We start from the raw sequence: 12,537 nt of genomic DNA, 5'->3' as shown, positions 1-12,537 counted from the left end.
GGTGCCGCTCCGCATGACGTCCGCGAGGTGGGGCCGCCGCCGCTGCGGGACGTCATGCGAGCCGGTGGTCGGGGGCGCCGCTCCGCATGACGTCCGCGAGGTGGTCAGGGGAGGGCGTACGACGCGGGTCCGACCCGCGCCAGCAACCCGTCCTCGACGAGGCTCGCCAGGCACCGGTCGCGCTGGTCCGCGATGGCCCACGCGGCCTCCAATGTCGACAAGGCGACCGGGCCCTCCGCGTCGCGCACCACCGCCAGGAGGCGGCCGCGGCACTGCCGGTCGGTGCCGGCGTAGGTCTGGGCGACACGGGCGGGGCCGTCGTAGGCCGGCCGTCCCGCGGCGGCCCAGGCGCACCGGTCGAGCACGGGGCACCGCTCGCAGGCCGGCGACGCCACCGAGCAGACGAGGGCGCCCAGCTCCATGAGGCCCACGTTCCAGGTGGCGGCGTCGGCCGGGGCGTCCGGCAGCAGCGACGCGGCCAGTGCGCGCTCGGCCGCCGTGACCGAGCGTGGTGGGAGCTCCTGGCCGGCGGCGACGCGGGCGATCACGCGCCGTACGTTCGTGTCGAGCACGACGTGGCGCTGGCCGTGGGCGAACGACGCGATGGCGGCCGCGGTGTAGTCGCCGATGCCGGGGAGGGCGATGAGGTCCTCGTAGGAGCGCGGCACCTCGCCGCCGTGCTCGGCCACGATGGCCGTCGCCGCGGCGTGGAGCCGCAGGGCCCGGCGGGGATAGCCCAGCCGGCCCCAGGCGCGCACGGCGTCGCCGGTGCTGGCGGCGGCCAGCGCGGCGGGCGTCGGCCAGGTCTCGAGCCACGTTGCGTGCACGGGGAGCACCCGGGCGACCGGCGTCTGCTGGAGCATGAACTCGGAGACCATGACCGACCAGGGGCTCGCGTCGACGCCGCGCCAGGGCAGGTCGCGGGCGTGCTCGTCGAACCAGGAGAGCACCGCTCCGTGCAGCCCGGGAAGGTCGTCGACGGCGGGGATCTCGGGTGTGGCGCGCACGTCGGTGGAGACTACGGTGCGCCTGCGACAGGGTGCCCGGCGCGGTGGCTAGCGTGGGGTCCGTGTCTGCCGTGACCCGCCCCCGAGGGCCTCTGTCGCCCCGTGTCTACTGGCGGCGTCGGATCCTGCTGGCGGCGGTGGCCGCCCTCCTCGTGGTGCTCGTCGGGCGTCTCCTGGGCGCCGGCTCGGACGGCGACGACGACGAGGCCCGGCCGGCATCGAGCGACGCGAGCACCACGACGGAGCAGCCCACCTCGACCGCACCGGCGCCCACGACGACGACGGAGGCGCCGCCCCCGCCGGCCACCCCCGAGGGCCGCTGCGCCGCGGACGACGTCGCCGTGCGCGCCAAGGTCGAGCGGGCGGTCGCGGGCCAGCCCGTCGCGGTCACGCTGCTGTTCTCCAGCAAGGAGACGCCGGCCTGCTACTGGACGGCCTCGTCGACGACCACGGTCGTCAAGATCACCAGCGGCAGCGACGACATCTGGTCGACCCAGCACTGCCCGGACGCCCTGCCCGAGCGGGAGCTCGTGCTGCGGACGGACGCGGAGGCCGCGGCGGAGCTGGAGTGGCCGGCCTGGCGCTCGGGACCGGGCTGCGAGCTGGAGCAGTGGTCGCTGCCGGGCGCCTACCACGTCGAGTCGGCCGCGCTCGCCGGCGAGCCGACCGACGTGCAGTTCGAGCTGGAGACGCCGCAGCCCGAGGTCATCGAGCGCACCATCACGCCGACGGTGGACCCGAGCGCCCCGAGCGACCCGGCCTCCCCGTCCGGTACGACGGGGACGACGCCCCCGGCCGCCACGACGGGCCCGACGGGCTGACGCTCAGACGTACCGCTCGAGGATGCTCGACTCCGCCAGTCGCGAGAGGCCCTCGCGCACGTTGCGCGCCCGGAGCTCGCCGACGCCCTCGACGGCCTGCAGGTCGTCGATGCCGGCCGACAGCAGCTTCTGCAGCGTGCCGAAGTGCTCGATGAGGCGGTCGACGACGGCGCCGGGCAACCGCGGGACCTTGGCGAGCAGCCGGTAGCCCCGGGGCGCGACGGCGCCGTCGAGGTGCTCGCTCGTGCCGAGCCCCAGCGCCTTGGCGACGGAGGCCGGGTCCACCAGCTCGGTCGCCGAGAGCGTCTCGAGCCGTTCGAGCAGCTTCTCCGGGGTGGGGGAGCGGCGGCCCGACGGCAGGTAGTCGCGCACGACGAGCTCGCGCTCGGCGTCGACGCCGGAGACCAGCTCCTCGAGCTGCAGCGACAGCAGGCGGCCGTCGGTGCCGAGCTCGAGCACGTAGTCCTCGATCTCCCGCGCGATCCGCGTGACCATCTCCATGCGCTGCGCGACGACGGCGACGTCGCGGACCGTCACGAGGTCCTCGATCTCGAGGGCGGACAGGGTCGTCGCGACCTCGTCGAGCCGCAGCTTGTAGCGCTCCAGCGTCGCGATCGCCTGGTTGGCGCGGGACAGGATCTGGCCCGAGTCCTCGAGCACGTGGCGGCTCTCGCCGACGTACGCCGCGATGATCTGCATCGACTGGGACACCGAGATGACCGGGAAGCCGGTCTGGCGGGCCACCCGGTCGGCCGTGCGGTGGCGGGTGCCGGTCTCGAACGACGGGATCGTGTGGTCCGGCATGAGGTGCACGGCGGCACGGTGGATCTTCGTCAGTCCGCTGTCGACGATGATGCCGCCGTCCATCTTCGCCAGCTCGCGCAGACCGGTGGCGCTGAACGGGACGTCGAGCTCGAAGCCGCCGGTGGAGATGGACTCCACCAGCGCGTCGCGACCCAGCACGATGAGGGCGCCGGTGCGCCCGCGGAGGATGCGTTCGAGACCGTCGCGCAGCGCGGTGCCCGGCGCCGTCAGCGCGAGCACCTCCCGCATGCGCAGCATGTCGTCGCCGCGTTCGATCCCTGCCACGTCGCTCCCGTCCTCGGTCACCAGCGCGCCAGAGTCTAGGAGATGGGACCGCAACCACCCCCCCTCCTTTGGTAGGGCGCCGTCCGACCAGCGACCACTTCGGTCCTGAGAATTCGCCGAACCAGGTGACTTCCGGCCGCGGACGTGGCTCACTGGGAGCCTGAGGACGGAGCAGAGGGGGCGCAGCATGTGGGTCGTCGTGGTCGCAACGGTCGTGGGGGCGACCGTCGGTGTCTGCTCGGGACTGGTGGTGCTCGTGGCGCTCCTGCGCCGTCAGGAGGCGCGGGAGAGCGGTGCGGCGCACCGCTCCGCGCCCGTCCTCCCGCCGCGGGCCGGCTCGTACGGCGCGGGTGACGCCCCGGCCGTGCGCGCCGCAGCCGACGAGGTGACGACGCCGGTGCGGGTGCGACCGGCCGCACCGGAGCCCGGCCCCGCGGTGAGCCCCGCGGTGACGCCCGCCGACGTGGAGCCCGGTCCGCGGCGTACCCGGCCGCTGCCGACCTCGGTGCGGCCGCTGCCGATGCGTCCGGTGTCGGCTCCCGTCGCGACCCCGGCCGCCTCCCCGGCGGCCCTGCGCGCCGCACGTCCGGCACCCCGCCCGGGCCCGCCTCCCGTCCCGGGGCCGCGACGGGACCCGCGCGCCGCGCCGGTCGCGACGCCGGCCACGGCGGGAGCCGCACGATCGGTGCTCCTCGGCGACGAGATCGCGCTGGTGTCGACCTCGGGCCTGCTGTTCCGCGTCCCGTCAGGGGCCGTCGTCGGACGCTCGCGGGGGTGCCGCGTGCGGCTCGCGGACGCCCGGGTCTCGCGCCAGCACGCGGTGCTCTACAAGGCGCGCGGCGGCTGGTGGATCGGCGACCTGGGCAGCACCAACGGCACCTTCGTGGATGGTGTCCAGGTGCAGGGCGCGGCTCCGGTGCGGGAGGGCTCGACCGTGCTGGTCGGCGGCACCGGCGGCGTGGTCCTCATGGCGCTGCGCGCCGTCGAGGAGAGCCACGTCGGCTCACCCACGGCCGCGGCCTGAGCCGCCGCGCCCCCGGCCCGCGGACTCCCGGCCCGCCGGACCGCGGGGGCCTCAGCCTGCGGCGTACGGCAGCCGCACGCGCACCGTGGTGCCGGTGCCCGGGGTGCTGCGCACCTCGACGGTGCCGCCGTGGCCCTGGGTGATGCTGCGCACCAGGGACAGGCCGATGCCGACGCCGGGGGCGCAGGCGTCGACGGCCGCGCGGGTGCGGTAGAGCCGCTCGAACACCATGGGGAGCTCGTCGGGCTCGATGCCGACGCCGGTGTCCTCGACGGTCACGGTCGTGCGGCCGTCGAGGTCGCTGCAGGTGACGCGCACGGTGCCGCCCTCGGGCGTGAACTTCAGCGCGTTGGACACGAGGTTGTCGACGACCTGGCGCAGGCGGTGCGCCCGCCCGCGCACGGCGCGGGCGCCGGGATCGGCGACGACCTGGAGCTCGATGCCGCGGTCCTGCGCCAGCGCGCGCGCCTGGGCGGCCGCCGCGGCGACGACGTCGCCCATGTCCACGACGGTCGCGGAGGGGCCCTCGGTGCCCGCGGAGGCGACGGTGAGCAGGTCGTTGACGAGGCCCAGCTCGCGATAGGCGTTCTGGTGCACCACCTCGAGCATGCTGCGCGCGTTCGGGGGCAGCGGCTCGGCGCTGTCGAGCACGAGCTCGAGGTAGCCGATGATCGAGGTCAGCGGCGTCCGCATCTCGTGCGACACGGTCGCGACGAGGTCCTCGCGGACCTGGTCGATCTGCGTCTGCACGCGGTCGCGCTCGGTGAGGTCGCGGATCGAGGCCGAGAGCAGCACCTCGTCCTCGGTGACGAGGGGGGCCAGCGAGATGGCGACGGGGATCTCCGAGCCGTCCCGGTGCCGGGCGTAGAGCTCCCGGCCCGCTCCCATCGGCCGGAACCGGGGGTCGGCCGCGAAGCGCTGGCGCATCGCGCGGTGGGTCGCGTGGTACCGGGTGGGCACGAGCACCTCGATGGGCTCCCCGACGAGCTCGTCGCCGGTGTAGCCGAACACCGCCTGCGCCTGCTCGCTCGCCAGCACGATCGTGCCGTCGGCGTCCGTGATGATCAGCGGGTCGGGGGCGGCGTCGACGAGCTGGCGGAAGCGCTCCTCGGAACGCTTGCGCTCGGTGATGTCACGGATCGTCGCGCACACCCACGTGCTCGACCCCTCGACGATGGTGGCGAGGGAGATCTCCGCGGGGAACTCGGTGCGGTCCTTGCGGTAGCCGCGCAGCTCGAGGAGGTTCATCCGGAGGCCGGCGTAGCCGCGGCGCAGCCGCGGGTGCCGGGCACGGTAGCGGGGCGGCATGAGGATCTCGATGGGACGCCCGATGAGCTCGCCGTCGCGCCAGCCGAAGACCTCGGCGGCGCGCGGGTTGGTGAGCACGATGCGACCCTCGGGGTCCGTCACGACGACGGCGTCCGGCATGGCCTCGACGATCCCGGCGTGCAGGCTCGGCGCGACGAGGCCGTCCACCCCGCTGCGCGGCATCGCCACCATGTGTGTGCTCCCGCTCTGGTCGGGGCGTCCGAGCGGCCCCGCGTGCGACCAGTCTGCGCAGGTCACGACCCCCGGACCCAGCACTTGAGCCAGTCTTGTGGAGGTCTGGTCGCTCGCTGCTGGGTCGCCGCGGGTCGGATCAGAACACGTCGACGTGCACGTGGTCGCGGTGCTCGAGGATCGCCGCCGTCTCCGCGTCCACGCCGTCGGTGTCGATGTCGTAGTCGCGCCAGCCCTCGTCGGAGCGCCGGGCCGTCCAGATCTTCCCGTCGTAGATGACCGTGGCGACGTCGAGACGCTCGGCGTGGGCCACCAGGTACTGCGCCATCGACCATCCGGAGCGCTGCGACTCCTCCGTCACCGGACGGGTGAACACGTCGACGGCGCGGCCGTCGTAGTGGGCCGAGCCCTCGGAGTGGCCGGATTCGACGCCGCCGGGCGCGAAGCCGCCGACCGGCAGGTCGCCGTACGCCGCCTCCAGCTCCGCGAGGACCGTCGAGGCCCGCGGGGTCAGGCCCGCCTCGTCCAGCTCGTCGGACGCGTCGCTGCGCACGTCGGTGTCCCACGTGCAGGTGAACGCGGCCTCGGACCAGCCGGTCAGGGCCGAGGCCAGCACGCGGGCGTCGGCCTCGTGGTCGGCGTACGCCTCGGGGAAGGCCGAGCGCTGCACGGCCTGCGCGGCCTCGGTGACGGGCAGGTCGGCGTACCCCGGCACCTCGACGAGACCGTCGTAGAACCGCTCGGTCGCGTAGTACGGGTCGAGGATCTGCTCCCGGGTGCCCCACCCCTGCGAGGGGCGCTGCTGGAAGAGGCCGACGGAGTCACGGTCGCCGTAGGCGATGTTCTCGATCTTGGACTCCTGGTACGCCGTGGCGAGCGCGATCGTCGCGGCCCGCGCGGGCAGGCCGCGCCGCACGGAGACCGCCACGATCAGCGACGCGTTCTCCGCCTGCTCCCGGTTGAGCTCGACCCGGGCGCCGTCGACCTCGGCGACGCACCCCTCGGGCGGGGGCAGGAAGCCCTCGACGCTGCGGTAGACCCAGCGTCCGGCCAGCGCCACGACGCCACCGACGAGCACCACGACCACGAGCCCGACGACCAGGCGGGCCCTCATCGCTCGGCCCCCCTCGCGCACACGCCAGCGATCAGTCGTTGGCGTGGAGCGCGGCGTTGAGCGAGACGCCCTCGCTCTTCCACGGCACGGCCTCGAGCGCGCCCGACACGGAGTTGCGCCGGAACAGCACGTTGGAGGCGCCGGAGAGCTCGGCCGCCTTGACGGTGCGGGGCTCCGCCCCCGGCTCGGTGACGAGCACCTTCGAGCCGGCCGTGACGTAGGTGCCGGCCTCGACGACGCAGTCGTCGCCGAGCGAGATGCCGATGCCGGCGTTGGCGCCGAGCAGGCAGCGGCGACCGATGGAGATGACCTGCTTGCCGCCGCCGGACAGCGTGCCCATGATCGAGGCGCTGCCGCCGATGTCGGACCCGTCGCCGACGACGACGCCGGCCGAGATGCGGCCCTCGACCATCGAGGCGCCGAGCGTGCCGGCGTTGAAGTTGACGAATCCCTCGTGCATGACCGTCGTGCCGGGCGCGAGGTGGGCGCCGAGGCGCACGCGGTCGGCGTCGGCGATCCGCACGCCGGTGGGCAGCACGTAGTCCGTCATCCGCGGGAACTTGTCCACGCCGTAGACGCTGACGTGCTGGCCCGCGGCCCGCAGCCGCGCCCGGGTGAGCTCGAAGCCCTCGACCGCGCACGGGCCGGCCGAGGTCCACACGACGTTGGCGAGGAGGCCGAACTGGCCGTCGAGGGAGATGCTGTGGGGCGTCACGAGGCGCGCGGACAGCAGGTGCAGCCGGAGCCACACCTCCTCGGTGGACGTCGGTGCCGCCTGCAGGTCGTCGATCTCGACCCGGCGGACCTCGCGCGTCACCCCGCGCAGCTCGTCGACCCCGGCCAGGGCGTCGAGCTCGACGCCCGCCAGCTCGTCGGCGGCGTCGGCGTGGGGAGCGGCCCCCAGCGCCGGCGCGGGGAACCAGACGTCGAGCACGGTGCCGTCGGCGGCGACCGTGGCGAGCCCGACGCCCCAGGCGGCGGTCGGGGTGGCGGTGGGAGCCGGGCGTGCGGCGTCGTCGGGCAGGGCGGCGGCGTCGGTGGTGGTCACGTCGCACCATGCTACGGACCACCGCCGACAGCTCCGAGGTGAGTCCGGCTACCGTCTGGGTCCATGGATCCCGATTCGCGAGCCCGGCGCGAGGCGCTGCGACTGGTACGCCGCGGCGCCGCCGCCTCCGTCCTCGGCGGCCTCGCCTGGGCCGGGTGGGAGGTCGCTCGCCGCGCCGTCCCCGCCGACGCCGTCCGTGACCGGCTCGGCGGCCTGGCCGCACGGGCGCGCGGCGACGCGTCCAGCAGCGAGCTCCACCTCGACCTCGGCGAGCCCACGTGGGAGACCCGCGCCCTCGACGAGGACGTGCAGGCCCTGACCGACGCGATCCTGTCGCAGACGGAGGACTACGGCGCCCTCGCGCTCCGCGCCCAGCTCGCGCGCTCCGTCACCGCCGACGCCCCCCACGACCCGCGCCAGCCCATCGACTTCGCGACCTTCGAGGTGCCCGACGACGTGCCCCTCGCCGTACCCGCCGACGCGGAGTTCCCCGTGCGGGCGCGCTTCGTGGGGCCGGACGGGGAGGCGTACGTCGTGGCGCTGCGCGTCGACGAGGGCCGCCTGGCCTACGTGCGGCTCGCCGGCATCGACGGCGGCGCGGTCGACGGCGTGACGCCGGTGCGGGCGTGGCCGGCGCCGGACCAGGTGACGTTCTGGATCGACACCATCAAGGGCCCCGAGCCCGTCCTGCGCTGAGCCGTCGTTGCCGCGACTTTCCCCGGTCGACCGGGGAACACGCCGCTTTGACCATCAATATTGATGGTCAAGGTGACACTTTCCCCGGTCGACCGGGGAAAGTGACGCGCAGCTCTCACCCCGCCCGCGCGACGCGGTACCGCACGAACGCGGGTACGGCGAGGGCGGCGACCACGACGCCGACGACGGTCAGCAGGCCACCGCCCGCCGCGGCGGCCGAGGCCCCGACGACGGCGGCGGCACCGCCGTGCGCGACGTCGGCGAGACGGGGGCCGCCGGCGACGACGACGACGAACACGCCCTGGAGGCGTCCCCGCACCTGGTCGGACGCGGCGGCGAGCAGCATCGTCTGCCGGAAGGCGGCCGAGGCCATGTCGGCGGCGCCACCGATGGCGAGCATCAGCACGGCGACGGCCAGCCACGGTCCGGCGGACCCGTCGGCCGCACCTGCCGCGAGACCGAACCCGGTGATGGCGAGGCCCCACACGACGATGCTGAGCACGACGGCGAGGCCCTGGCGCTCGATCCGCGTCACCCACCCCGAGAGGACGCCGCCGATGACGGCACCCGCGGGGATGGCGGCGAAGAGGAGCGCGAACGCGAGACCGCCCTCGTCCGGGCCGCCGAAGGAGACGTGCGCGATCTCGGGGAACAGTGCGCGCGGCATCCCGAACAGCATCGCGATGATGTCGACGACGAAGCTCATGAGGAGCACGGGCTGCCCGGCGAGGTAGGTGAGGCCCTCCACGACGGACCGGAGCCCGGGCGCACCGCTCATCCCCTCCACCGGCAGGGGCGGCAGGCTGATCACGGCCGCCAGCGTCGCGAACAGGCAGACCGTGTCGGCCAGGTAGAGCCACGCGAAGCCCGTGAACGGGATGAGCACCCCCGCGACGAGCGGCCCGGCGATCGCACCGGCCTGCATGACGGTCATGTTGAGCGAGGCCGCCGCGGGCAGGAGCGAGGTGTCGACGAGCTTCGGGAGGACGGCCGTCCGCGTCGGTTGGTTGATCGCGAAGAAGGCCTGCTGCACCGAGAACAGCCCGAGCAGGACCCACACGTCGTTCCAGCCGGCCGCCGCCTGCACCCAGAACAGCGCACTGGTCCCGATGAGGCCGGACGTGGTGATGAGCAGGAGGAGCCGTCGGTCGATGTGGTCGGCGAGCGCGCCGCCCCAGAGGCCGAAGGCGACGAGCGGGACGAGCCCGAACACGCCCGTGAGGCCGACGTACGCCGACGACCCCGTCATCGCGTAGATCTGCGCGGGCACGGCCACGACCGTCAGCTGCGCCCCGATGACCGTGACGATGTTGGCGATCCACAGCCGCCGGAACGCGGGCACGGCGAGGGGTCGGGTGTCGGCGAGGAGGCCGCGGATCTGCACGGCGCAGCACGCTACGCCCGTCGTGGGCCGCCACCTATTCTGCCTGCTGTGACCTCGGCGACGACCCCCGCGACGACCCCCGCGACGACCCCCGCGACGACTCCTCCGGCACCGGTTCCCGCGCGGCGCACCCGGGTCGCCCTCGCCCTCGGCAGCGGGGGCGCGCGGGGGTACGCGCACCTCGGCGCGATCCGGGAGCTGCGGGCCCGCGGGCACGAGGTGGTGACGATCGCCGGTACGTCGATGGGCGCGGTGGTCGGCGCCCTCGCCGCCGCCGGGCGGGACGACGACTTCGCCGCCTGGGCCATGGGGCTGCGTCAGCGCGACGTGCTGCGCCTGATGGACTTCAAGCTCTCCGCGCCGGGCGCGGTCGCGGCGGATCGGCTGCTCAACGAGATCGGGGAGCTCTTCGGCGGCGCCGACATCGAGGACCTGCCGGTGCCGTTCACGGCGGTGGCCACCGACCTGGGCTCGCAGCGGGAGGTCTGGTTCCAGCGCGGCCCCCTGCTGCCGGCGGTGCGCGCCTCCATCGCGATCCCGGGCTTCTTCACCCCCGTGATGATCAACGGCCGGCTGCTCGTCGACGGTGGGCTGCTCAACCCCGTGCCCATCGACCCCACCACGGCCGTCCCGGCGGACCTGACCGTCGCGGTGTCGCTGCTCGGTCGGCGGGAGCGCCCGGGCCGGCAGGCGCCGTCGCAGGAGTCCGCAGCCCCGCAGCGGCGCGAGGAGTGGCGCGACCGGTTGCGCCGCACCATCTCCAGCATCACCGGCCGCGACGAGCACGCCGCCGACCTGGGCGAGCACGAGGAGCAGCCGGGGGAGCCCGCCGAGCCGGCCGCGGTCGAGGCCGTGGCCGCCGCGGAGCCCCCGGTCGGCGGGATCGACCCGCTGCCCAAGGACCTGCGGCTCACCGACGTCACCGCCCAGGCGTTCGAGGCGATGCAGGGGCTCGTGCACCGCTACCGGCAGGCGGCGTTCCCGGCCGACGTGACGGTCGACGTCCCGGTGGACGCCTGCCGGACGCTCGACTTCCACCGGGCCACCGAGATGGTCGAGCTGGGCCAGCGCCTCACCGCCGAGGCGCTCGACCGCGCGGGGATCAGCTAGGGCTCCCGCGGCCCCCGCGGGCCGTCGTCCTTCTCGTCGTCCTTGTCGTCGTCCTTGTCGTCGTGACCGCCCGGTCCGCCACCCGGCCCCCCGCCCGGTCCCCGGCGGTCGTCCTCGTCCTCGTCGTCCTCGTCGTCGGGCTCCTCCGAGGTCGGTGACGAGGTGGGCGGAGCGGGTCCGGTCGTCGACGGGGTGGTCGGCTCGCTGGTCGGTCCCGTGGTCGGCTCGGTGGTCGGCTCGTCGTCCGCCCCGGCGAGCACCGCCTCGCGCAGGGCCTCGGCGGCGGCCAGCACCTGCTCCGCCTCGGCGTCGCTGATGGCGCCGGCGTCGCGGGCGTCCTGGGTGCGCTCGACCAGCTCGTCGATGCGTTGCAGCACGAGGTCGTCGTCGGAGCCGGTGACGCTCTCGTCGATCGCCTCGAGGGCGTCGACCAGCGCGGCGCGGCTGTCGTCCGCGCCGCCGCAGGCGGTCAGGAGCACGAGGGCCGCGGCGGCGAGCGTGCGGCCGAGCCACGACGGGCGGGTCCTCATCGGGTCGCCTCCTCGACGGCGTCGTGCAGGGCGCCGAGCGGGTCCTGGAGGTCGGCGGGCGCGTCCGCCGGCACCGCGGGCACGTCGGGCGCCGAGCCCCCGTCGTCACCGGTGCCGAGGGCGAGCGCGGTACCGCCGACGAGTCCGAGCACGACCACGACGCCCACGGCGGCGAGGAGCGGACCGCGGCGTCGTCGTACGTCGCGGTCCCGGTCGCGACCCGGGAGCACCGCGGTGCTCGACGGCGCAGGGCCGCCGGGGTGCGGCGGCAGCGGGGGCGCCAGGGAGGCCGGGGACGGCAGGTCCGCCACCGGGAGCACCGCCGTGGCGGTGGCGCCCGCAGGGTCGTCCGTCGCCAGGGCCAGCAGCCGCGCCTCGGCGGCGGCCGCGGCAGGACGCTGCGCCGGCTCCCGGGCGGTGAGGTCGCGCAGCAGCGCGGCCCAGCCGGGCGGCAGGGTCGGCGGCAGCGTCGGTCCGTTCGCGAGCCGCGCCATGGCCACCTCGACCTGGGTGCCGGTGAAGGGCGGCTCACCGGTGAGGGCCTCGAGCAGGAGGAGGCCCAGCGAGTAGAGGTCCGTCGCCGTCGTCACGGTCTCCCCGGCGACCTGCTCGGGGGCGAGGTACACGGGCGAGCCGATCACCGTCCCCGTGCGGGTGTGCCGGGTGGTCGCCTCCGCGAGGCGGGCGATGCCGAAGTCGGCGAGGCGCACGTGACCGCTGTCCTCCACGAGCACGTTGCCCGGCTTCACGTCGCGGTGGACGATCCCGGCGGCGTGGGCGTGGGCGAGCGCCTCCGCGACCTCGGCACCGAGGCGGGCCACGCGGTCCGGCGGCAGGGGGCCCTCGCGCAGGACGGCCGCCAGGTCGGAACCGGGCACGAGCTCCATGACGATGTGGGGCCGGCCGTCGACGGTGCCGGCGTCGAGCACCGTGACGAGGCGGGGGTGGTGGAGGCGGGCCAGGAGCCGCGCTTCGGCGACGAACCGCTCGTGCGCCCGCTCGTCGTCGTCGACGTCGCTCAGCACCTTGACGGCGACGGACCGCTCCAGCAGCAGGTCGCGCGCTTCGAGCACCACGGCCATGCCGCCGCGGCCGAGGACGCGGACCAGCTCGTAGCGCCCGTCGATCACGTCACCCGGCTCGGGAAGCCTCGGAGCCACGGCGCCCACCTCCTCGTCCTCGCAGCGGACCGCACCCACGGATCGGGCCCACTC

Annotated in this window: 12 protein-coding genes; 4 read left to right on the top strand and 8 right to left on the bottom strand. The window is 75.2% G+C overall.

All coding sequences use genetic code 11. The features are described 5' to 3' along the window. Window positions 1-104: 104 nt before the first annotated feature. Complete coding sequence (locus tag G3T38_RS04485) at window positions 105-1,007, bottom strand: HhH-GPD family protein (protein WP_338037465.1); 903 nt, start codon at window positions 1,005-1,007, stop codon at window positions 105-107. A 62-nt stretch (window positions 1,008-1,069) separates the two neighbouring features. Between G3T38_RS04485 and G3T38_RS04480 the strand changes: the two genes are divergently transcribed. Next, a complete protein-coding gene (locus tag G3T38_RS04480) occupies window positions 1,070-1,828 on the top strand; it encodes a hypothetical protein (protein WP_163770874.1) in 759 nt (252 codons plus the stop codon). 3 nt (window positions 1,829-1,831) lie between these two features. Here G3T38_RS04480 and disA read toward each other — a convergent pair whose 3' ends face one another. Further along, a complete protein-coding gene (gene disA / locus G3T38_RS04475) occupies window positions 1,832-2,890 on the bottom strand; it encodes a DNA integrity scanning diadenylate cyclase DisA (protein ID WP_163771005.1) in 1,059 nt (352 codons plus the stop codon). Between the two features lie 214 nt (window positions 2,891-3,104). Here disA and G3T38_RS04470 point away from each other — a divergent pair, with 214 nt between their 5' ends. Further along, window positions 3,105-3,941, top strand: a complete 837-nt coding sequence (locus G3T38_RS04470; RefSeq protein ID WP_163770873.1) for an FHA domain-containing protein — start codon at window positions 3,105-3,107, stop codon at window positions 3,939-3,941. A gap of 51 nt (window positions 3,942-3,992) precedes the next feature. Here the strand turns inward: G3T38_RS04470 and G3T38_RS04465 are convergent, their stop codons facing one another. The 3 genes from G3T38_RS04465 to dapD form a co-directional block, all read right to left on the bottom strand. Then, window positions 3,993-5,441 carry a PAS domain-containing sensor histidine kinase gene (locus G3T38_RS04465; protein ID WP_163770872.1) on the bottom strand — a complete coding sequence of 483 codons (1,449 nt, stop codon included), beginning with the start codon at window positions 5,439-5,441 and terminating at the stop codon, window positions 3,993-3,995. Between the two features lie 139 nt (window positions 5,442-5,580). Further along, window positions 5,581-6,555, bottom strand: coding sequence for a VldE C-terminal domain-containing protein (locus G3T38_RS04460; protein WP_163770871.1), 975 nt, complete (start codon window positions 6,553-6,555; stop codon window positions 5,581-5,583). Between the two features lie 31 nt (window positions 6,556-6,586). Then, a complete protein-coding gene (dapD, locus tag G3T38_RS04455; RefSeq protein WP_163771004.1) occupies window positions 6,587-7,579 on the bottom strand; it encodes a 2,3,4,5-tetrahydropyridine-2,6-dicarboxylate N-succinyltransferase in 993 nt (330 codons plus the stop codon). A gap of 87 nt (window positions 7,580-7,666) precedes the next feature. On the opposite strand from dapD, the gene G3T38_RS04450 reads away from it, so the two are divergent. Continuing rightward, entirely contained in the window at window positions 7,667-8,299 is a 633-nt protein-coding gene (locus tag G3T38_RS04450; protein ID WP_163770870.1) for a hypothetical protein, read from the top strand. 115 nt (window positions 8,300-8,414) lie between these two features. Here the strand turns inward: G3T38_RS04450 and G3T38_RS04445 are convergent, their stop codons facing one another. After that, complete coding sequence (locus tag G3T38_RS04445) at window positions 8,415-9,683, bottom strand: MFS transporter (RefSeq protein ID WP_338037464.1); 1,269 nt, start codon at window positions 9,681-9,683, stop codon at window positions 8,415-8,417. 48 nt (window positions 9,684-9,731) lie between these two features. On the opposite strand from G3T38_RS04445, the gene G3T38_RS22095 reads away from it, so the two are divergent. After that, entirely contained in the window at window positions 9,732-10,793 is a 1,062-nt protein-coding gene (locus G3T38_RS22095) for a patatin-like phospholipase family protein (protein WP_163770869.1), read from the top strand. On the opposite strand, the gene G3T38_RS04435 is transcribed toward G3T38_RS22095, so the two are convergent. Next, window positions 10,790-11,323 carry a hypothetical protein gene (locus tag G3T38_RS04435; protein WP_163770868.1) on the bottom strand — a complete coding sequence of 178 codons (534 nt, stop codon included), beginning with the start codon at window positions 11,321-11,323 and terminating at the stop codon, window positions 10,790-10,792. The two genes, G3T38_RS22095 and G3T38_RS04435, sit on opposite strands and share 4 nt — an antisense overlap. Beyond that, window positions 11,320-12,483, bottom strand: coding sequence for a protein kinase domain-containing protein (locus G3T38_RS04430; RefSeq protein WP_163770867.1), 1,164 nt, complete (start codon window positions 12,481-12,483; stop codon window positions 11,320-11,322). Before G3T38_RS04430 ends, G3T38_RS04435 begins: the two co-directional genes overlap by 4 nt. Between the last annotated feature and the right edge of the window lie 54 nt (window positions 12,484-12,537).

Source organism: Nocardioides zeae (genome assembly GCF_010686755.1).
Classification (GTDB): Bacteria; Actinomycetota; Actinomycetes; order Propionibacteriales; family Nocardioidaceae; genus Nocardioides; species Nocardioides zeae.
Note: the sequence above shows the minus strand (reverse complement) of the source record. Positions and strands in the feature narration are given on the sequence as shown.